This is a genomic window from Streptomyces tubercidicus, from assembly GCF_027497495.1.
Classification (GTDB): Bacteria; Actinomycetota; Actinomycetes; order Streptomycetales; family Streptomycetaceae; genus Streptomyces; species Streptomyces tubercidicus.
In genome coordinates, this window is record NZ_CP114205.1 from 5721286 (window position 1) to 5739417 (window position 18132).

The 18132-nt window shown below is 70.1% G+C and carries 19 protein-coding genes, 1 tRNA gene and 1 riboswitch; of the genes, 4 read left to right on the forward strand and 16 right to left on the reverse strand.

Going from position 1 to position 18132, the window contains the following annotated elements; translation table 11 throughout:
- Positions 1-292: 292 nt before the first annotated feature.
- From dgoD to STRTU_RS24900, 4 genes are all read right to left on the reverse strand, one after another.
- On the reverse strand, positions 293-1438 hold the full coding sequence (dgoD, locus tag STRTU_RS24885; protein ID WP_159746264.1) for a galactonate dehydratase: 1146 nt from the start codon (positions 1436-1438) through the stop codon (positions 293-295).
- A 78-nt stretch (positions 1439-1516) separates the two neighbouring features.
- The gene (locus STRTU_RS24890; protein ID WP_159746265.1) at positions 1517-2218 is read right to left on the reverse strand and encodes a FadR/GntR family transcriptional regulator; all 702 of its coding nucleotides are present in this window, start codon (positions 2216-2218) and stop codon (positions 1517-1519) included.
- Between the two features lie 152 nt (positions 2219-2370).
- Complete coding sequence (locus STRTU_RS24895) at positions 2371-3102, reverse strand: DUF4383 domain-containing protein (RefSeq protein WP_246241162.1); 732 nt, start codon at positions 3100-3102, stop codon at positions 2371-2373.
- A 247-nt stretch (positions 3103-3349) separates the two neighbouring features.
- A complete protein-coding gene (locus STRTU_RS24900; RefSeq protein WP_371873653.1) occupies positions 3350-4735 on the reverse strand; it encodes a coiled-coil domain-containing protein in 1386 nt (461 codons plus the stop codon).
- 141 nt (positions 4736-4876) lie between these two features.
- On the opposite strand from STRTU_RS24900, the gene STRTU_RS24905 reads away from it, so the two are divergent.
- A tRNA-Val gene (locus tag STRTU_RS24905) sits at positions 4877-4951 on the forward strand.
- A 374-nt stretch (positions 4952-5325) separates the two neighbouring features.
- Here the strand turns inward: STRTU_RS24905 and STRTU_RS24910 are convergent.
- Genes STRTU_RS24910 through STRTU_RS24920 form a run of 3 tightly spaced genes read right to left on the reverse strand, consistent with a single transcriptional unit; the run spans position 5326 to position 7342 of the window.
- Positions 5326-5601 (reverse strand): hypothetical protein, encoded by a 276-nt coding sequence (locus STRTU_RS24910; protein WP_159746266.1) that lies wholly within the window; start codon positions 5599-5601, stop codon positions 5326-5328.
- Positions 5602-5654: 53 nt separating this feature from the next.
- Complete coding sequence (locus STRTU_RS24915) at positions 5655-6977, reverse strand: hypothetical protein (protein ID WP_246241165.1); 1323 nt, start codon at positions 6975-6977, stop codon at positions 5655-5657.
- Positions 6978-7000: 23 nt separating this feature from the next.
- Complete coding sequence (locus STRTU_RS24920) at positions 7001-7342, reverse strand: hypothetical protein (RefSeq protein WP_159746268.1); 342 nt, start codon at positions 7340-7342, stop codon at positions 7001-7003.
- Between the two features lie 461 nt (positions 7343-7803).
- Here STRTU_RS24920 and STRTU_RS24925 point away from each other — a divergent pair, with 461 nt between their 5' ends.
- Both STRTU_RS24925 and STRTU_RS24930 read left to right on the forward strand, forming a co-directional pair.
- Positions 7804-8355 (forward strand): DoxX family protein, encoded by a 552-nt coding sequence (locus STRTU_RS24925; RefSeq protein WP_159746269.1) that lies wholly within the window; start codon positions 7804-7806, stop codon positions 8353-8355.
- Positions 8356-8546: 191 nt separating this feature from the next.
- Positions 8547-9047, forward strand: a complete 501-nt coding sequence (locus tag STRTU_RS24930; RefSeq protein WP_159746270.1) for a VOC family protein — start codon at positions 8547-8549, stop codon at positions 9045-9047.
- A 59-nt stretch (positions 9048-9106) separates the two neighbouring features.
- Here the strand turns inward: STRTU_RS24930 and STRTU_RS24935 are convergent, their stop codons facing one another.
- The 5 genes from STRTU_RS24935 to STRTU_RS24955 all read right to left on the reverse strand — a co-directional run bounded on the left by STRTU_RS24935 (position 9107) and on the right by STRTU_RS24955 (position 13988).
- A complete protein-coding gene (locus tag STRTU_RS24935) occupies positions 9107-9967 on the reverse strand; it encodes an oxidoreductase (RefSeq protein ID WP_159746271.1) in 861 nt (286 codons plus the stop codon).
- Entirely contained in the window at positions 9954-10811 is an 858-nt protein-coding gene (locus STRTU_RS24940; RefSeq protein ID WP_159746272.1) for a helix-turn-helix domain-containing protein, read from the reverse strand. Before STRTU_RS24940 ends, STRTU_RS24935 begins: the two co-directional genes overlap by 14 nt.
- 98 nt (positions 10812-10909) lie before the next feature.
- Positions 10910-12100: a Nickel transporter NicT gene (gene nicT, locus STRTU_RS24945; RefSeq protein ID WP_246241461.1), complete on the reverse strand. Its 1191-nt coding sequence runs from the start codon at positions 12098-12100 to the stop codon at positions 10910-10912.
- Between the two features lie 31 nt (positions 12101-12131).
- Positions 12132-12345, reverse strand: a riboswitch (cobalamin riboswitch).
- Positions 12346-12489: 144 nt separating this feature from the next.
- Positions 12490-13338 carry an alpha/beta fold hydrolase gene (locus STRTU_RS24950; protein ID WP_159746273.1) on the reverse strand — a complete coding sequence of 283 codons (849 nt, stop codon included), beginning with the start codon at positions 13336-13338 and terminating at the stop codon, positions 12490-12492.
- On the reverse strand, positions 13335-13988 hold the full coding sequence (locus STRTU_RS24955; RefSeq protein ID WP_246241171.1) for a MarR family winged helix-turn-helix transcriptional regulator: 654 nt from the start codon (positions 13986-13988) through the stop codon (positions 13335-13337). The genes STRTU_RS24950 and STRTU_RS24955 overlap by 4 nt, the downstream gene beginning before the upstream one ends.
- Before the next feature lie 227 nt (positions 13989-14215).
- On the opposite strand from STRTU_RS24955, the gene STRTU_RS24960 reads away from it, so the two are divergent.
- On the forward strand, positions 14216-14629 hold the full coding sequence (locus tag STRTU_RS24960) for a hypothetical protein (RefSeq protein WP_159746275.1): 414 nt from the start codon (positions 14216-14218) through the stop codon (positions 14627-14629).
- On the opposite strand, the gene STRTU_RS24965 is transcribed toward STRTU_RS24960, so the two are convergent.
- The 4 genes from STRTU_RS24965 to STRTU_RS24980 form a co-directional block, all read right to left on the reverse strand.
- Entirely contained in the window at positions 14592-15248 is a 657-nt protein-coding gene (locus STRTU_RS24965) for a nucleoside/nucleotide kinase family protein (RefSeq protein ID WP_159746276.1), read from the reverse strand. The two genes, STRTU_RS24960 and STRTU_RS24965, sit on opposite strands and share 38 nt — an antisense overlap.
- Before the next feature lie 136 nt (positions 15249-15384).
- Positions 15385-16593, reverse strand: coding sequence for a methyltransferase (locus tag STRTU_RS24970; RefSeq protein WP_159746277.1), 1209 nt, complete (start codon positions 16591-16593; stop codon positions 15385-15387).
- 194 nt (positions 16594-16787) lie between these two features.
- Positions 16788-17372 carry a GNAT family N-acetyltransferase gene (locus STRTU_RS24975; RefSeq protein ID WP_159746278.1) on the reverse strand — a complete coding sequence of 195 codons (585 nt, stop codon included), beginning with the start codon at positions 17370-17372 and terminating at the stop codon, positions 16788-16790.
- A gap of 69 nt (positions 17373-17441) precedes the next feature.
- The gene (locus tag STRTU_RS24980; RefSeq protein WP_159746279.1) at positions 17442-18095 is read right to left on the reverse strand and encodes a DedA family protein; all 654 of its coding nucleotides are present in this window, start codon (positions 18093-18095) and stop codon (positions 17442-17444) included.
- Between the last annotated feature and the right edge of the window lie 37 nt (positions 18096-18132).

Genomic DNA, 18132 nt, shown 5'->3' on the forward strand with positions numbered 1-18132 from the left:
GGCGTTCCTGCTTTCTCCTGCTCCCCGTCGCGTGTGTACGGCGCGACCGGGCCGTTCGGGCGCACGGGTGACACCGCTGATTATCCCGGGCTGGTGGACCGGTGTCTGGGGGTGTGGACGGAGGGGAGGCTGTGGGTGTTAGCCCGGCTGCGACCACTCCCAGCGGCGACCGGCGCTCAGGGGGTACGCCGACCGCGTGTGCCGCCTCGGGTGTGACCCGCGCGTCGTCACCGGCCCGGTCCTGACCGGCCAGGTCCAGTCCAGCCCGAATGCTTCGCCCCCGCCCGCCCCGTCACCATTCGGCGAACGCCCCGTCCTCATGGCGCCACACGGGATTCCGCCAGGCGTGCCCCCGCTGATCCGCCGCCCGTACGGCGGCCTCGTCCACCTCCACGCCGAGTCCGGGACGCTCGGTCCGCAGCAGCGAGCCGCCGTGGAAGCGGAACGGCTCCGGATCCGCGACATAGTCCAGCAGCTCGGCGCCCTGGTTGTAGTGGATCCCGATGGACTGTTCCTGGATGAGGAAGTTCGGGGTGGTGAAAGCGACTTGGAGGCTGGCGGCCAGCGCGACCGGGCCAAGGGGGCAGTGCGGCGCGAGCTGAGCGCCGTATGCCTCCGCGAGTGCGGCGATCCGGCGCAGCTCGGAGATGCCGCCCGCATGCGAGATATCGGGCTGGAGGATCGCCACACCGGCTTGCAGGGGAGCCAGGAACTCTTGCCGGGTGAAGAGACGTTCACCGAGTGCGAGGGGGATGGAGGAGATGTTCACGAGGTCGGGGAGGGCATGCAGGTAATCACAGAGGACGGGTTCCTCGACGAACATCGGTGCGTAGTCGGCGAGCAGGGGGAGGAGTCTGCGGGCGTTGGCGGGGGAGACCCGGCCGTGGAAGTCGAGGCCGAAGTCCCGTTCGTCGCCGAGGACTTCGCGTGCGGTCTCGGCGCGCAGCAGACAGTCCCGAATTTCGGCGCGGGTCGCCACTGGCGTCATCTTGCCGCAGCCGTTCATCTTGACGGCGGTGAACCCCGCCTCGGTCTGCGCGGTGACCGCGTCGCGGATGGCATGCGGCTCATCGCCGCCCACCCAGGCGTAAGCGCGGATCTTCTCGCGGACCGGTCCGCCGAGCAGCTGGTGGACGGGGAGGCCGTGCCGCTTCCCTTTGATGTCCCACAGCGCCTGGTCCAGACCGGCGACGGCGGACGACAGGACGGGCCCGCCGCGATAGAAACCGCCCTTCGTCATGACCTGCCAGTGATCCTCGATACGCGCCGGATCCTGCCCCAGGAGGTACTCGGCCAGCACCTCCACGGCCGCCCGGACCGGCTCGGCCCGCCCCTCGACCACCGGCTCACCCCAGCCGACGACGCCCTCATCGGTCTCCACCCGTACGAACATCCAGCGCGGCGGGGCGAGGAACGTCTCGATGCGGCTGATCTTCATGAACCGGTCCGTCCTTTCGACGCGCGGCGAGCGCGGCGACCCTGTCTACGGCTTGAGCGCGGCGGTGCTGCTCCCCACCTACGGATGCTCTCGCGCCGACACATCAAGCAGTTCCAGCATCGCCATATAAGCCCCGTCGACATCCCGGTTCCGTACGGCCTCGACGACCGCGGCATGCAGGGCATGGGGACGTTCGAATGCGCCGGCCGCGGCCAGCACCGCGCGGTCGCGCTGGACGAGCACCGGCACGATCACCCGGTGCATCTGCGCGTAGAAGCGATTGTTCGACGCGATCAGCATCGCCGTATGGAAGGACGCGTCGGCCCGCACGAGCAGCACCGGGTCGTTGTCGGACGCGGCCATCGCGCTCAACGCGGCGTCCAGGGCCGCCAGATCCTCGTCGGTACGGCGCTCCGCGGCGAGCGCGGCCGCCGCGGGCTCGATGGAACGACGCAGTTCGAGCACATCGGCGAAGAAGTCGGACGAGACACCGGCCGCCAGCTTCCACCGCAGGACGTCTGCGTCCAGGAGGTTCCAGTCCTCCCGGGGGCGGACGAACGTGCCGCGCTTCTTGTCGGCCCCGAGGAGGCCCTTGGCGGTCAATACCTTGATCGCCTCCCGCAGCACGGTCTGGCTCACGTCCAGCTCCGCCCGCACCTCCGGCATGACAAGGCTGTCGCCCTCCCCATACGTGCCCTTCAAGATCCGTTCGGCGAGCGCTTCGACCGCCCTCTGGTGAGCCCCGTGCCCTGCGGAGGCGGCGTGCCCAGGACGGCTCATCGTGCTGCTCCCTGTTCCCCGTTCACCCCATCAACCCCATGAACCTCACGGCACCCACCAACCCCAGTGCACCTACCGACCCCAGCCATCAGGGCGTACCGAGCACCCCAATCCCACCTCGGTACGCCCTGACGTCTCCTCGCCCCGGCGGCTCAGGGCTTCTTGCTGTCGCTACCGGTGCGGGTGCCGGTATCGAGGGCCGTGGTGCGCCTTCTGCTCCCGCTGGTGCCGGCGCCGAATGAACCGCGCCCGGCGTGGGAGGCGCCCTGCATCTTGACCCGCGCCGCCTGCCGTGCGGCCGTCATACCGGAGACGGGACGCAGCTGTCCGCGGTCGAACTGCTCCGCCTCCTCCGGGTGCCGGGCGCGCCAGTACGGATTGTCATGGGGGAGGCCGCCGCTGACCCGCCCGTACATCCCGAAGACCAGCAGCATCAGTCCGACCAGGAAGCTGAACAGGACGTTCTGGATCTGGAAGGCGAGGAAGTTCGCGCCGGTGTCCAGCAGCGCCAGGTTCACGAATCCGCTCAGCAGGAAGAGGCCGCCGAACACGATGTTGAGGGTGGAGGCGAAGTTCCCGCCGATCACCATGCCGCCGAAGAGTATGGCTCCGACGACGATCGAGAGCACGCTCAGTGCGCCATTGGTGTTCAGCCCGGCGACGGTGTCCCCGCCGGTGTCGAAGTAGCCGATGTGGTGGGTCAGCCCGAGGATGCCGAATGCGATCAGTACCAGGCCCATCAGCCCGGCACCGATGCGGTAGACCTTGCTGAGCCGGTGGTCCACGGGCAGATGCTCATCGAGCCGTGTGTGCGGCCGCTTTTTTGCCCGGTGGAGCGGATTCGCGGGCCCGTGCAGGGTCTGGCCAGTAGCCCCAGTAGCCATGTCCGGCCTCCTTCGCGCAGGTGCCGACTGGGCCGTACGTCTCTCCAGGATCCGCCCGGGTGGCAGTTCACGCCATCGCGCCCGGTGGCGAGGGAGCACGCAGCCGCCTCACCCTCCCACCGGACACCGGGCGGCAGACCAGCCCAGGCAAGGTCTCCCGCGCCCGGTGGCAGGTTTCACGGAGCCGCCCCACTGCCCCGCCGGACACCGGCCCCGGCAAGGTCTCTCCCCAGCAGACCCCGGCGCCTCAGCCGCCGGTCCCGGCCCCGCCCCTCGCGTCCCGGATCTCCTGCACCACGCGGGCCGCCGTCTCCCGCACCGCTTCGGTCTCCATCAGGAAGTGCCACCAGTCCGGATGGCGTCCCTCCAGGCCCGCGACCGCGCGGTCCAGCCGCGCCACCGCATCGTCCAGGGGGCCGGCATGCCGCGGATCGGGGGTACTGCGCCCGCTCATCGCCAGCCGCTGCGCGTCCCGTACGGCGAAGCGGGTCCGCTCAACCTCCTTCTGCCGGTCGAAGGAGACCGCATCGAGCCGCTGCAGCCGGTCACCGGCCGCCGACACCGCCTCGTCGGTGGTGTCCAGCAGCGCCCGTACGGTCGCCAGCCGGCTCGTGGCATCCGCCCAGCGCTGCTTGTCCCGCGCCTGCTGTGCCTCCCGCAGCTTGACTTCGGCCTGCTGGACGGACTGCGTGGCCTGCGCCGGTACGTGCTGAAGGTCCTGCCAGCACGCCGCGCTGTACCGCCGCCGCAGCTCGCTGAGCACCGGGTCGACCTTCCCCGCACGCGTGGTGATCGCCTGCGCCCGGGTCCGCAGCGACACCAGCCGCTTGTCGATCTCCGCGGCCTTCCCGGGCAGCCGCTCGGCCTCGGCCCGTACGGCCTCGGCCTGGCGCAGCACGTCATCGGCGCGCCGGATCGTCTCCCGTACGCCATGGTGCCCGGCGCCCTGATTGAGCTTGGTCAGCTCCGGCCCGAGCGCCGCCAGCCGGGCCGCGAGATCATCGGCCTGCAGACCCTGCGCACGGACCGCATCCAGCGCATTGCTCGCCGCCAGCAGCGCCTGGCGCGCCCGCTCCACGGCCGGAGCCAGCCGCGCCAGCTGCGTCTCGGCGGACTGCAGCAGCGGCCCCAGCCCCTGCGCGAACCGGTCCAGCTCGCCCTTGACGCGGTCCAGCTCCTGCTTGGCCCGCGTCAGATCGGCCCGCGCCCGCGCCATCGCGGCGCCGTCGAGATCGTCACGGTCCAGATCGTGGGAGTCGACCGCGGTGATGTACCCCTGACTCACCTCGTCGATCCGCCGGCCGAAGCCCTCGTACTCCTCTGCCGCCGTCCGCGCGGGCGGTGAGGCGTCGACGGCGGTGATCGTCTCTATGGAGATCCGCAGATCCCGGTGCGCGGTGTCCAGCTCGTAGAACGACGCCGCTGCGGCATCCTTCGCGGCCTGCGCATCGGCCCGCTGGCCCTCCCCCCGCCCGAACCAGCGCCGGGTCCCGCCACCTGCGAACGACAACGGCGCCACCGCCGCCAGCAACGGCAGCGGCAACAACATGAGCGCCACCAGATCCCGGACCGGACCCCTACGGGCGCGACGGCGTTCTCGCTGCTCATGCGGCTGAGTATCTGTCGCCGTCACTTCCCTCTCCCGATCGGATCGCCCCAGGACCGAATGCCATTCTCCCACTCACCGCAACGAACACACCGGCCGGTAAGTTCGCACTTCGAGCACTGGTTTGCAGTTCAGCCCCGGAGGCAAGGTAGTCTGTCGGCTCGGCCAGGGCGCATAGCTCAGCGGTAGAGCGCTGCTCTTACAAAGCAGATGTCACAGGTTCGAATCCTGTTGTGCCCACCAGCGAGAAGACCCCCTATCGATCATGGTAGGGGGTCTTTTGGCATCTGGAATTGACATCAACGGCAGAGGTCAGCCGGCAGCGGGCCGCCGCCTCCGCCGCAGGTCATGTGGCTCACGGCATCACGCTGCGTGTACGTGATCACGGTGATGGCGATTTGGCTGTGTCCCAAGAACACGTTTCCCGTCTCCGCCGCGCTCCCGCCCACCAGGAGGGTGGCCCGTGTGCCGGGTGGGCGGGGTGAAATGCATGGCCGAGATCGGCATCACTGTCAGCCACAGCGACCAGGGGCGGCCAGTGGAGACGGCAGACATTGGTGATGACCAGCTTCGGCTGGCGCTCTCGCTGTTCGCGCACCACCACGGCTCAGAGGCGGTTAGCTGCCGTAGGGCGGGAAGAAGAGCAGCCGCGCCGCCAGCGCCAGGAGCATGGCGAGGGGCGGCGCGTACCACCAGGGCCGCAACCTTCTCGTTTTGACGAAGGGAAGGGTGAGGACGAGGCAGAGGATGGCCCAGCCCATTCCGAGGTTGCTGAGGAGTGCGAACTCCTGAGCCGCGTCGAACTCGACAGCGTCGTCGCCGCGGGGCATGAGCTGGACCAGTGTGACGAAAGCCAGCGGCGCCTCGATCGTGGGCAGGAGACATGCCCCCAAAACTGTGCCGATGCGCAGTCCGCCACGTGGGCTTCGAGGGTGGGTGGGCGTCGTCACTTTCCGAGTGCTTCCTTCGCTTGGCCAACATGGTCGTCGAATTGGCGACCGTAGCGTTGCGCCCCTTCGCTCTGATAGTAGGGGCCGCCGTTATAGCGGGCGGCAAGCTCCTGCATCTGTTCCCGGGTCATCTCTTCGGGCGCGACGTCGGCAAAGCCGCTCTCGGCCTTGAGCTGCGCCAGGTACTCCGAGGCGATGTAGACGTTCTGGGCCGGATCCTTGAGCGCACCGGTGATCTCGTCGCGCTGTTGGTTGCTGAGATTCTCCGGGTCGTATCCGAGGACCTCTGCTGCTCGCCGGACCTGGATGGACATCGGGCCCAACGAGGTCATGTCCTGGTCCCCGGTGAAGGGCAGGTTACGGCGTGCCCAGGGGAAGGCGTCGTCGGTCCAGCTGGGGTCGCCTTCCACCTCCTTCCAGGCGATGCCGGCAACCATCTCTGGAGGCAATCCCGAGTCACGGGCTGCGTTGCGCAGCAGATGCTTGTTGGTGGAGATGTACTCCCGCCGCTCATCGTCGGAGTCGCTGGGCAGCCAGTGGTAGTTACCGTCCGCCTCAAGACCGGCCGTCTTCAACTTGATGCGCAACAGCGCAGGTGAGATCGCCACGTCTGGACCGACCTTGGGAATGGAGTCCGTCTTGGCGCCCGTGCCGAACAATTGCGCGTGTGGGTCATCTGCCGCGTCCTTCGTCTCACGGCGCAGAGCGTCGACACCGCCTTGGAGCTGCGTGGCATCGGTGAAGCTTCCGCCACGGAAGTCCGGCAGGGAGTCAAAGGCGACACGGATCCCGGCGAGACAGTCCTTGCGTGCCTCGCCCTCGATGCGCAGGGCATCGGCATAGTGATCGCTGGTTGCGCTGTAGTAGCGCTCTGCCTCCTCGCGGATCTCGTCCGGGTCGGCGAAGAACTCCGCAGCCCAGTCCCAGAACCCCGTAGTTGCCCGCAGGTCTTCCCATTGCCGCATGGGTTCGGCTGCCCGTGCGGTGGAAGTGATCGGAATGCCCTCACGCGAGATGACTTCGGCCAAGCGCGACTCCGTCGATTGCCCTTCTTCGAAGTGGTGCTTGGCACGGGCCACAGCCTTCGCGTAGGCGTAGAGCGCATTGCGAACCCGCCGGAAGGCTGCAGAGAGGTGCTCGCCCAGAGCCGTGGCTTCCTTCAGGCGAGCGGTGTACTGCTCGCGCCCCTCACCCTGCCAGTCGATACGGCCGGCCTTGCGGAAGTCGTCCTCGCACGAGTCGAGCAGGGTGTGCAGCCTCCGGTACTCGTCGCCTGTCTGCTCGATGAGCGGAGGGTTGCACAGCTCCAGAAAATCCACGTCGGATCGGTAGGCCACAGCACTCACCGGTCCTCGGGGGCCACGTACTGGCCCTTGCTGAGGATCTCGTCCATGCCTCGCTGAGCGTCTGCGTCGGCATGCACGAGGGCGTTCCCAGTAGCGTGCAACTTGGTGGACAGCGCAGACAGCAGAGTGACCATGTCTGCGTACTGGTCCTGTGTATAGCGCGCGAACCCCTCCACTGCCTGCGCCACATCTGGATGCGCGCGCGGGACGCGGCACTGAGTCGCGTTCTCGCCGTCCATGCGCCCCGCGTTCAACAGCCCGGCAATCTCGTTGAGCAGATGGGAACTGCCGTTGATGGAGGCGGCATCCGCAGAGAAGCCGCCCGATCCCCCGTTCATTTACCCCCCCCAAGGGTCAAAAGATCATGATCTCACGGTCCGCTGATGCTCCGATAGATGGTGACAGGCCGCAGGGGTTCGGAGCAGCCGGCTGTCGAAGAGGGCTTGTGGCTATGGGCGTTCGGGATGCATGGAAGTGTCGTGGTGCGGTGCATGCAACCGGGCTGTGGTCGACACGTGGCCGGCCGGCAACCTCAGTGGCCGGCCTGAGCCCGCGCCTTTGGACAGGTCTTGACGCCTGTACGGCGGTGGCATTCGCGCGGTGGCGCTCGCACGGGAGTGGTGCTCGGGCCTGAGCAGCCAGGGCACGAGGCCGGTGGGAGGTGGTGATCTCGGGTTGTTGCGTGCCCTGTTGTTCGTGGTGGGGGTGCTGTGTATCGTCGGAGGGGTGACTTGAAGTTTCAAGTAGTTGTTCGCGGCCCTTGTGGGGTCGGCCCCGATATGTGAAAGAGCGGCTCCTGATGACGTCCCCCCTTGGCACTCTCGCGTCCTCCCGTCTCGATGCCCCCACACGCCACGCCCCCTCTCTGCCCGGCCATGACAGCGGGCTGCTTCTGTTGCGCCTCGTGCTCGGACTGACCATGGCGGCTCACGGCGCGCAGAAGCTGTTCGGCTCGTTCGGGGGGCCGGGGCTGGAGGGGACGGCGCAGTTCTTCACGATGAGCGGCTATCCGGCGGGCCGGACGATGGCCGTCGTCGCCGGGCTGAGCGAGACGCTCGGCGGACTCGGGCTGGTGGCCGGGCTGCTCACGCCGCTGGCCGCGGCGGCGGTCGTCGGCACGATGATCAATGCGCTGGCCGTGAAGTGGGGCGGCGGGTTCTTCGCACCCAAGGGGGTGGAGTACGAGTTGCTGCTGACCGCCGGTGCGGCGGCGCTGGCGCTGACCGGGCCCGGTCGCTGCGCCATCGACCGTTTCCTGCCCGGTCTGCGTGCGCATCGGCCGGTCCACGGGCTGGTCGCGCTGCTGTTGGGTGTCGTGTTGGCCGTCGGGGTGCTCTTGGTCCGGCGGTAATCCGGGGCGATGTCCCGGGGGTGGCTGCCTCGCCCCGCGCGCATCGGAAGCGCGCCACGGATGGGTTGTCGGTCGGCCGGATACCGGTCGGCAGGCCCTGGGCAGGGGGCGGGGTGTGCGAGGGAGAGCAGGAGCGGGGGAGGGCGGCACCACGGTGGTGTCGCGGCCGATGAGATCGGAGAACAGGCTCCATGTCCGTGCGACGTCTGAACCATGCGGTGCTCAACGTCCGTGATGTGACGCGGTCGGTGGCGTTCTACACCGAGGCCCTGGGGCTGAAGGTGGATGTCGAGATACCGGGGCGGGCCGTGTTTCTCAGTGCTCCCGGTTCACTCAACGATCACGATCTGGGGCTGTTCGCGGTGGCGCCGGGCGCGCCGCGGCCCCGGGCCGGCCAGGTCGGGCTGTACCACCTGGCGTGGGAGGTCGGCACGCTCCGCGAACTCGTCGGGGCCCGGACGCGGCTCGTTGAGCTCGGTGCCCTGGTGGGGGCCACTGATCATCTCGTCGCCAAGTCGCTGTACGCCAAGGACCCGGACGGCAACGAGTTCGAGGTGATGTGGCGGGTCCCGCGGGAGGACTGGCCGGGGCCGGACCAGTCGGACCGGCTGCTGCCCCTCGATCTGGCGGCGGCGCTGGAGCAATGGGGACCGGACCGGGAGACGGGCGCCGCGGCGGGGTCGGCCACCTGAGGGTGCCGTGCTGCCGGGGTCGGCTCGGGGGGCCGAGGGGCGATCGGTGATGCGCGCCGTCAGTTTGCGGTCCGCGCCGGGGGGAAATCGGCGCGGAGAGTCACCTCCCGCCAGTTGTCGAAGGTCGTTTTGAGCGAGTCCAGCTTGGCGGTGGCGATGTCGTAGGCGGCCTTGCCCAGCAGCAGGCGCATCGGGGGCTTTTGGGCCGTGACGGCGCTGATGACGGCCTGGGCGGCGCGTGTCGGATCCCCCGGCTGGTGGCCGTGGGTGGCCAGGGTGCCGGCGCGTCGTGCGCCCGCTGTGGAGGCGTAGTCGTCGATGGTGGTGGCGGACTGGCGCATGGAGGGCCCGGACCAGTTGGTGCGGAACGCGGCGGGTTCGACGATCGTCACGTTGATGCCCAGTGGGGCGACCTCGGCGGCGAGTGACTCGGAGAGACCTTCCACGGCGAACTTGGTGGCGTGGTAGTAGCCGGTGGCGCCGAAGCCGACCAGGCCGCCGAGTGAGGACATGTTCACGATGTGGCCGGCGCGACGGGCTCGCATGCCCGGCAGGACGGCCCTGGTGGTGTGGACCAGGCCGAAGACGTTGGTGTCGAACAAGGCGCGAACCTTGTCGTCCTCGCCTTCCTCGACGGCGGCGAGGTAGCCGTACCCGGCATTGTTGACCAGTACGTCGATCCGCCCGAAGGCGGCCTGGGCCTGGGCGACCGCCCTCGCGATCTGCTCGGAGTCGGTGACGTCCAGCGCCCACGCGATGGCGCGTTCCTCGTGTCCGGAAACCACGTCGGCGACCTTGCCCGGGTCCCGGGCGGTGACCACCGCCCGCCATCCGCGTTCCAGTACGGCCTGGGCCAGTGCCCGGCCCAAGCCGGAGGAGCAGCCGGTGATGAACCACACGGGGGAATCAGGGGAGGCCATTCGGGAGGTGTCCTTCGTCTTGAACGTCTGGGAAATCGGCGAGGGCGAGGCTGCCCAGCAGGGCCAGCGACTGTTGGTCGGCGCTGTCGGGTTCTGCGCGGTAGACGACCAGATGCTGGCCGGGTGCGCTGTTGACGGAGAAGGTCTCGAATCCGAGGGTGAGCTCGCCGACCAGCGGGTGGCGGAAGCGCTTGGTCGAGGCCGTCTTGGCCCGTACCTCATGGCGCGCCCACATACGTGCGAAGTCGGGGCTGCGCACCGACAGTTCGCCCACTAGTTCCTGCAGCCGCTGATCGTCCGTGGCGGGATTGCCGGCCCGCAGTGCGGCCACGCACCCCTGCGCCACGGCGGCCCAGTCACGGTAGAAGTCCCGGGCGGCCGGGTTGAGGAACACCGCTGTGATCAGGCTGGTCTCGCTGCCGAGCCAGGAGAACAGCGTCTCGCCCAGGGAGTTGACGGCCAGCAGGTCGATGTACCGGCCATAGACCAAAGCCGGTGTGTCCGCCCAGGTGTCCAGCAAGGACACCAGTTGTGGGCCTGCGTACTCCCGGGCAGGGCTGGGGCGCCCGGGAGCCGGCGGATCGACCAGCGCGCGCAGGTAGGCGGCTTCCTCGTCTTGCAGTAGTAGGGCGGCCGCCAGGGATCGCAGGACCGGGGACGAGGGATTGTGCTCGCGCCCCTGCTCCAACCGCACGTAGTAGTCGGTGCTCATCCCGGCGAGGACCGCGACCTCCTCGCGTCGCAGGCCGGGAGTGCGGCGCGCCCCGGCAGGCATCCCGTGGTCCTCGGGGCGCACCAGCGCACGCCGGGCCCGCAGGAACTCACTCAGCCGTTTCGTGTGCATGTCGGCCAACGTAAGGGCGGGCACCGCGAAGAGGGTGGCCCTGCCACACCCACCCGGACGGCGGGATCAACCGGCGTCGAAGGGTAGGCCCTGGCTTCTCAAGTGCTGGGCGTGGTCTGCTCCGTCGGCTCCGTGCGGTCGGCCCGCTCCGCTCGGTCGGCCTCCTTCGCCGATTCCGCTCGGTCGGCCCGCTCGGCCCGCTCCGCCCAGCGCTGTTCGACGCCGGCCAGGCGCCAGTACGCGAGCGCCGCGGCCCAGACGACCACGAACAGGCCGACGATGATGAAGCCGACATTGTCGAGGTCGAGGCCGGAAATCCAGCCGGTCAGTGGATCGTTGAGGCCGAGTTTGTCGTGCAGCACGGTGACCAGCTCGATGGTGCCGATGAAGAAGGCGACGGCGATCGAGAGACCGGTGATGGTGAGGTTGTAGTAGACCTTGCGCACCGGGTTGGCGAACGCCCACTGGTAGGCGAAGTTCATGAAGGTGCCGTCCAGGGTGTCGAACAGGCTCATTCCGGCGGCGAACAGCAGCGGCAGACACAGGATCGCGTACCAGGGCAGGCCCGCCGCGGCGCCGCTGCCCGCCATGACCATCAGGGTCACCTCGGTCGCGGTGTCGAAGCCGAGCCCGAAGAGGAAGCCGAGCGGGAACATCTGGCCGGGGCGGGAGATGGAGCGGGTGAACCGCCCCAGGAACCGGTTCATGAAGCCGCGTGAATCGAGGCGCTGCTCCAGCTCGGCCTCGTCGTAGCGGCCCTCGCGCATTCCGCGGAAGACCCGCCAGATCCCGGCCAGTGCGAGGAGGTTGAGGGCGGCGATGAGGTAGAGGAACGTTCCCGAGACCGTGGTGCCGACGGTGCCCAGGATCTGGTGCGTACGGGACTCGTCGTCGAGCAGCGTGCCGGCGAGCTGGGCGCCACCGGCCACGAGGGCAGCCATCGCCACGACCACGCTGGAGTGTCCGAGAGCGAACCAGAAGCCGACCGAGACCGGACGCTTGCCGTCGGCCATCAGCTTGCGGGTGGTGTTGTCGATCGCGGCGATGTGGTCGGCGTCGAAGGCATGGCGCATACCGAGGGTGTACGCGGTGACGCCGAGCCCGACGCCGAAGACCTGGCTGCCGACGGCGTAGTGGTTCGGGACCACGAGCAGGAAGAGCACGCCGAAGGCGACGACATGCAGCCCGGCTATGACGGCCATCAGGCCCGCGGTACGGAGGGTGTCCTGTCGACGCCAGCGGAACGCGGCGGGGGCAGGGGTGGTCGGGGTATCGGTGGACAGGGCCATCCGGCGGTCACGCTCCAGCACCTCGTGGATCAGTTCGTGAGATGCCGTGGCCGGTCTCCTGGCTTACGGGTCTTCGCGTCCGCCCCCGCCTTCCCGGCCGCGGGCTGCGGTCAGTGGCGCCGCGGGCGCGCCATGCGCCTGCGGAAGGGGTGGAAACTTCCCGATCACAGTGGCGAGGGCCGCTCCGGGCTGGGACCACAAGGTCCGTCACCGGCTTCCCGAACACCACGGCCCGGCCACTCTAGCCGCCGCCCCGTCGGTACCAGGCGTGTGGGGTTTCGGCCGCCAGGGGGCACGGTCCGCGCCGGGCAGTCCATTGGTGGTCGCGGCATGGCAGGCGTGGTGGGTCAGCCGCGGTGGGGCGGTCGTCGCGGGGCGGTCTTGGTGGGTCAGTAGTCCAGGGACGAGAGGAAGGCGTGCAGTTCGTGGTCGAAGAGCAGGGTGTTCTCCAGGTTGACCATATGGGCCGCACCCGGTATTCGGACTCTTCGGGCGCCCGGGACGGCCAGGGCTATCGCATGGGCGTTGGCGGAGATGTCCCGGCTGTCGAGGTCGCCGTCGAACACGACTGTCGGCACCCGGACCTCCCCGAGCCGGTCGGCGGCGCCGGCCTCCAGGGGCATACCGGTGCCGGCATCTTCGGCATGGACCTCCACGTTGGCCGCGGCCGAGGCGCGCATCCGTTCGCGGAACCCCGGGTGCACCGCGGACGGTTCGCGATGCGGCCCGTCCACCCACATCCGCAGGAAGTGTTCGACATACCGCTCCGCGCCGTCCGGGGCGCCGATCGCGGCCACCTGCTCTTTGATGTGTTCCAGTACGAAGGGGTCGGTGAAGGCCCGGCCGCTGATCCCTGGGGAAGCGAGCGCGAGGGCCGTGACCCGGTCGGGGTGGGCGAGGGCGGTGTCGAGCGCGACCCGCGCGCCGTGGGACAGGCCGACGAGAACGGCGCTGGGGACATCGAGGGCGTCGAGCAGGGCACACAGGTCGTCGTGGTTGGCGTAGTCCCCGGTCACGGTGGAGGACAGGCCATGGCCGCGGAAGTCATAACGGATCGCGCGCAGGCCGGAGTTGACCAGCCAGGTGAACTGCTCGTCCCACATGTGCTGGTCGAGCATGCCGCCGTGCAGCAGCACCACCGCGGGGCCCGACCCGGCCGTCTCGTAGAACAGCTCACCGTCGTCGATCGGCACGATTCCGTTGTCGATCTCGGACCAGGCGGTGATTCTCTGCGTCATTCTCCTGACCGTCCTTTGTGCATGAGAGGGGTGGGGGCGGGTCTGCTGTCGTGGCCTTCCGCGGTGGCGGTACTCCGGCTGCTGCCGTTGGTCCCTTCACTGCCGTTCATGCCTTCGCCGCCACGACTGTCCCGACTGCCCTTACTGCCGGTTTCCTCCCGTTGAACGCGCGAGCCGTTTGCCAGGTGCCGGAATTCCTCGCCGAGTCTGTCGAGTACGTGCAGCGCGCTGCGGACGTCCTCGGCGGGCAGGTCGGCCAGTCGCTCCCGCAGCTCGGTCGCCTCGAACTGCTGGATCCCGCGTATCGCCGCGGTGCCTTCGGTGGTGAGCCGGATCAGGGAGGAGCGGCGGTGGGCGGGATTCGGGGCGGTGGCGACCAGGCCCAGCTCCGCGGCGTGGTTCACCCAGCGCTGCACCGGTTGGCGATCGAGCCCCATCGAGCGCGCCAACTGCGGGACGGTGCGGGGGCCTTCGCTGCACAGGGCGTCCAGCAGTGCGTGTTCGCCGGCGGTCAGGCCCGTGTCCGCCAGCTCGCGTTCCACCGCGCGCACGATCGTGCGGTGCAGTGGCCACAGGCGTCGGATGACGCCGTACAGCAGATCTTCGGTGGCTGTCGGCTCCCCGGAGCCATCCCCCTCGCCATCCCTCACCGAGTCCCCCTCGTGTCGCTCATGTCCCTCATGACTCGTGTGCCGTTCGCGCCTCTCGCGCTCTCCGGCATCCCCCTCAATGACACTCATGATGTCATGATGACATCGCTGATGTCGTTTTGGGAAGGGCCCTGCCGAGGAATGGAGTTGAGGGGGTAGATGGGTTTGATGAGGTCTGTGCGGTCAGTGGGTCGTGAGGTCGGTGGGTGAAGGAAGGTAGAGGGCGGATGAAGGTTGGTCTGTTGCGGGCTGTCGGGGTCGCCACGGCGGCTTATGGGGTGGCGGTGGCCGCGGTGCCCGATTTGCTGGCGCGGCCCTCGGGGCTGGTCGATGAGGAGGGGCGGACCGAGTGGGCGGCGCGCACCTCGCTGCGTCCGCTGGGCTGGCGGGATGCGGTGAGCGGGCTGGCGTTGGCGGTGGCCCCGGATGGCCCGGCGCTGCGTACCGCCGCATATGTGCGGATCGCGGCCGACTTCGGAGACGCCGTCCTGCTCGGTGCGACGCTGCCCGGCCGCGACCGGAAGCTGGCGGCGGTGGCGGTGTCCGTGGGGTGGGGCGCGCTGTCGGTGGCCGGGCTGTTCGCCGACGGGCGGCGGCGGGAGGTCAGGTGCCTGCGGGCGGCGGGGCCTCTTCGGGGGTGAAGGTGATGACGAGGTCGGCGCGGTCGCGAGTGGCCGCCACGACACGGGCGTTGGCCTCGTCCGAGGCGTGGACGAACCGCTCGGCGTCGGCGCGCGGACGCCCGAAGTGCTCATGACGGTCGACCAGCCGCCGGATCCGCTCCGGGGTGTCCAGATCCACGTACCAGACCTCGTCGAGCAGAGCGCGGACGCGCGACCAGGGGGCGGAGTCGAGGAGGAGGTAATTGCCCTCGGTCACGATGAGCGGGATGTGGGGCGCCACGGGGATGCTGCCGGCGACCGGCTCCTCGATACGGCGGTCGAACGCCGGGGCGTAGACGGGGCTGTCCGGCTCCGGTGCGCGCAGACGTGCCAGCAGCGCGGCATATCCGGCCGGATCGAAGGTGTCCGGCGCGCCCTTGCGGTCCGTACGGCCCAGGCGGCGCAACTCTGCCTCGGCGAGATGGAAGCCGTCCATCGGGACGAGCGCCGCCTTCCCGGCCAGCTCCGCCACGAGGTGTGCGGCGAGGGTGGACTTACCGGCGCCGGGCGGGCCGGTGATACCGAGCAGCCGCCGTCGGGCGGGAGTCGCGGAATCGGCGAGCCGTCGCGCGCGGGAGAAGAGGTGCCGGGGATCCATGGTGCGTCCATCGTGCCCGATCGGCGGCAGGTGTGTGCGGGGCGCTGCGGTCCCAGAGGCACGCACGTAGGCAGGCAGACACGTAGGCACCAGGCAAGTGGGTACGCCCGCAGGTCAGGTGCCTACCGGGCGGTGCTCAGCGGGGGTCGGATGCGGTCCGGTCCGCAAGGCCCAGGCGCCACAAGGAGGTGACTTCGGCCGCGCGGGCCACGTGGAGCGGGTCGGAGGTGTCACGGGCGCGCGGGTGGCGCGGGGTGATGTCGAGCCGGCCCAGGACCGTGAGGCCGGCCTGGGCGAAGGCATCGAGGAGTTCGGTGTGCGGACGCAGTCCGAGGTGCTCCGCCAGGTCGGAGAGGATCAGCCAGCCCTCGCCGTCCGGTGTCAGATGGTCCGCGAGGCCGTTCAGGAAGCCGTGCAGCATACGGTTGCCCGGGTCGTAGACCGCGTGCTCCACGGGGGAGGTCGGTTTCGCGGGCACCCATGGGGGGTTGCAGACGACCAGCGGGGCGCGGCCGGCGGGGAACAGATCGGCCTCGATGACCTCCACCTGCCCGGCGACACCCAGTCGTGCGGTGTTCTCGCGGGCGCAGGCCAGCGCCCGCGGGTCCTGGTCGGTGGCCACGATCCTGCGCACTCCGCGCCGGGCCAGCACCGAGGCAAGGACGCCGGTGCCGGTGCCGATGTCGAACGCCAGCTCCTCCGTGGGCAGCGGCGCCTCGGCCACCAGGTCGATATATTCGCCGCGGGCCGGGGAGAAGACGCCGTAGTGCGGATGGATGCGGTCCCCGCCGAGCGCCGGGATCTCGACACCCTTCTTGCGCCATTCATTGGCGCCGATCAGGGCGAGGAGTTCGCGCAGCGAGACCAGGGTGGTCGTCGGGTCCGGGCCCTCCGTGGCGGCCTCCCCGCCCGTGGCGGCCTCTCCGCAGTCGGGCTCTCCGGGGCCGTACGCCCGGATGCAGGCCTCGCGGACGTCGGGGGCGCGGTGCAGCGGGACGGCAAAGGCCGAGTCGAGGGGGACCAGCAGCATGCCCAGGATGCGGGCGCGGTGATTCTGCGCGGCCCGGTGCAGGTGGAACGCCTGGGTGACATCGGCGGGCGGTGTCTTGCGGGGGCGCCGGTCGATACGGCGGGCCATCGCCGTCAGCAGCTGACGGGCGTTGTGGAAGTCGCCGCGCCACAGCAGCGCGGTGCCCTCACAGGCGAGCCGGTAGGCGTCGTCGGCCTTGGTCCGGTCGTCCGCGATGACGATACGGCGCGGTGGCGGGGCGCCGTTCTCGGAGCGCCAACGGGCGGAGCGGGGCTGGTCGGCCTCGGTCCATTCGACGACCGGAGGGTGGTTCACCGGAGAGTGCCTCGTGTGTGTGGTGGGAGCCCTCCCAAGGGTGCCGCCCTCGAAGCGGCGCCGGTCCGGCGCCGGGGGAGCGGTGCTGCGCTCGCAGGAGACGGTGGGCGGGGTGGTGGACGGTTGACTTTACTCCGTATTGGGACACGCTCGGCCCGCACCGGGGCGAGCGCGGGAGGCAGCCGGGCCCGGGGTCAGTCGATACCGAAGGCGCGGGCGTAGCGCACCGTGCCGGGCGGGGGTATGGAACCGTCCAGGGACAGCGCCATGAAGGCCTCGTCCGGCCAGGGCTGCGGGGGCAGAATGCCGAACCGGGACGCGGCCGGGGCGAATCCGAAGCGCGGGTAATACGGCGGATGGCCGAGCACGATCGCGGTCCGCTCGCCGGCCTCCCGCGCGGCCTCCAGGAGCGCCCGGATCACCGCACCGCCCGCACCGCGCTTCTGGTACGCGGGCAGCACCGCGCACGGCGCGAGCGCCACGGCGGGCACCTCGTCGACATGACAGCGGGTCAGCAGCGCATGGGCGGCCGGGGTGCCGTCCGGTACGTCGGCGACGTAGGACAGGCCCGGCAGCCAGGCCGACGGGTCGCGGCGCAGCGCATCGACGAGATCGGCCTCCCCAGGCGTCTCGAAGGCGGCGAGATGGAGCCGGCGGACGGCCGCGGTGTCCGCGGCGGTCTCGGGGCGGGGGTGCCAGGCGAAGGGAGCCACGGCCGGGTCCCCGGCGCCGTGGTCGCCGGTCCCGTGCGTGCCGTCGGAGGCGTGGAGGCCGCTCATACCCGTCATCGTCGCACCGGGGTCTGACAACCGGCCAAGGGATTTCCGCTCCGCCCGCCGCCCGCCCCGTCAGTGCGCGGTGCGGCGCTCCGGGCGGCGCATCAGGAAGGCGGCGGCCGATCCGGCGGCAAAGAGGGCGACGACGGAGAGGGCCGTGCTCATCCAGGAGGCGCCGAGCCAGTGTCCGCCGAAGTAGCCGAGGCTCACGCTGTAGACGGCCCAGGCGAGACCGGCCAGTGCGGACCACGGGAGGAATTCGCGGACCGTACGGTGCGCGACACCGGCGCCCAGGCTGACCACGGAGCGCCCGGCAGGGGCGAAGCGGGCCAGGACGACGATGCCGCCGCCGCCCCGCGTCAGCGCCGTACCGAGCCGCTGCTGTGCGGTGGTCAGTCGGCGGGAGCGGCCGATGGCGCGGTCGAAGCGGTCGCCGCCACGGCGGGCGAGCCGGTAGGCGACCATGTCGCCGAGCACGGAGGCGGTGGCCGCGCAGAGCATCAGGGACAGCATTTCGGCCACGTGGGCACCGCTGTGGACGGTGGCGGTGACCTCGACGCCGCCGACCGCGTCCGCTGCCGTGCCGGTGCCGGCCGCTGTCGTGGCCGCGGCGATCACCAGGATTCCGCTGGGCAGGATCGGGACGAATACGTCGAGAACGATCGAGAGGCTGACGATCACATACACCCACGGGGTGCCGCTGAGGGACCCCAGGTCTTCCAGCAACGTCCTTCTCCCGGTCCGAACCCCGCCGCGACGTCGC

What these genes read in the sequence shown, in the direction of transcription:
- dgoD (WP_159746264.1), bottom strand. Translation starts at nt 1,438, where the DNA reads ATGAAGATCAGCCGCATCGAGACGTTCCTCGCCCCGCCGCGCTGGATG.
- STRTU_RS24920 (WP_159746268.1), bottom strand. Translation starts at nt 7,342, where the DNA reads ATGAACGGGGGATCGGGCGGCTTCTCTGCGGATGCCGCCTCCATCAAC.
- nicT (WP_246241461.1), bottom strand. Translation starts at nt 12,100, where the DNA reads ATGGCCCTGTCCACCGATACCCCGACCACCCCTGCCCCCGCCGCGTTC.
- STRTU_RS24935 (WP_159746271.1), bottom strand. Translation starts at nt 9,967, where the DNA reads ATGGCCTCCCCTGATTCCCCCGTGTGGTTCATCACCGGCTGCTCCTCC.
- STRTU_RS24925 (WP_159746269.1), top strand. Translation starts at nt 7,804, where the DNA reads ATGACGTCCCCCCTTGGCACTCTCGCGTCCTCCCGTCTCGATGCCCCC.
- STRTU_RS24960 (WP_159746275.1), top strand. Translation starts at nt 14,216, where the DNA reads ATGAAGGTTGGTCTGTTGCGGGCTGTCGGGGTCGCCACGGCGGCTTAT.
- STRTU_RS24965 (WP_159746276.1), bottom strand. Translation starts at nt 15,248, where the DNA reads ATGGATCCCCGGCACCTCTTCTCCCGCGCGCGACGGCTCGCCGATTCC.
- STRTU_RS24950 (WP_159746273.1), bottom strand. Translation starts at nt 13,338, where the DNA reads ATGACGCAGAGAATCACCGCCTGGTCCGAGATCGACAACGGAATCGTG.
- STRTU_RS24975 (WP_159746278.1), bottom strand. Translation starts at nt 17,372, where the DNA reads ATGAGCGGCCTCCACGCCTCCGACGGCACGCACGGGACCGGCGACCAC.
- STRTU_RS24930 (WP_159746270.1), top strand. Translation starts at nt 8,547, where the DNA reads ATGTCCGTGCGACGTCTGAACCATGCGGTGCTCAACGTCCGTGATGTG.
- STRTU_RS24940 (WP_159746272.1), bottom strand. Translation starts at nt 10,811, where the DNA reads ATGCACACGAAACGGCTGAGTGAGTTCCTGCGGGCCCGGCGTGCGCTG.
- STRTU_RS24890 (WP_159746265.1), bottom strand. Translation starts at nt 2,218, where the DNA reads ATGAGCCGTCCTGGGCACGCCGCCTCCGCAGGGCACGGGGCTCACCAG.
- STRTU_RS24895 (WP_246241162.1), bottom strand. Translation starts at nt 3,102, where the DNA reads ATGGCTACTGGGGCTACTGGCCAGACCCTGCACGGGCCCGCGAATCCG.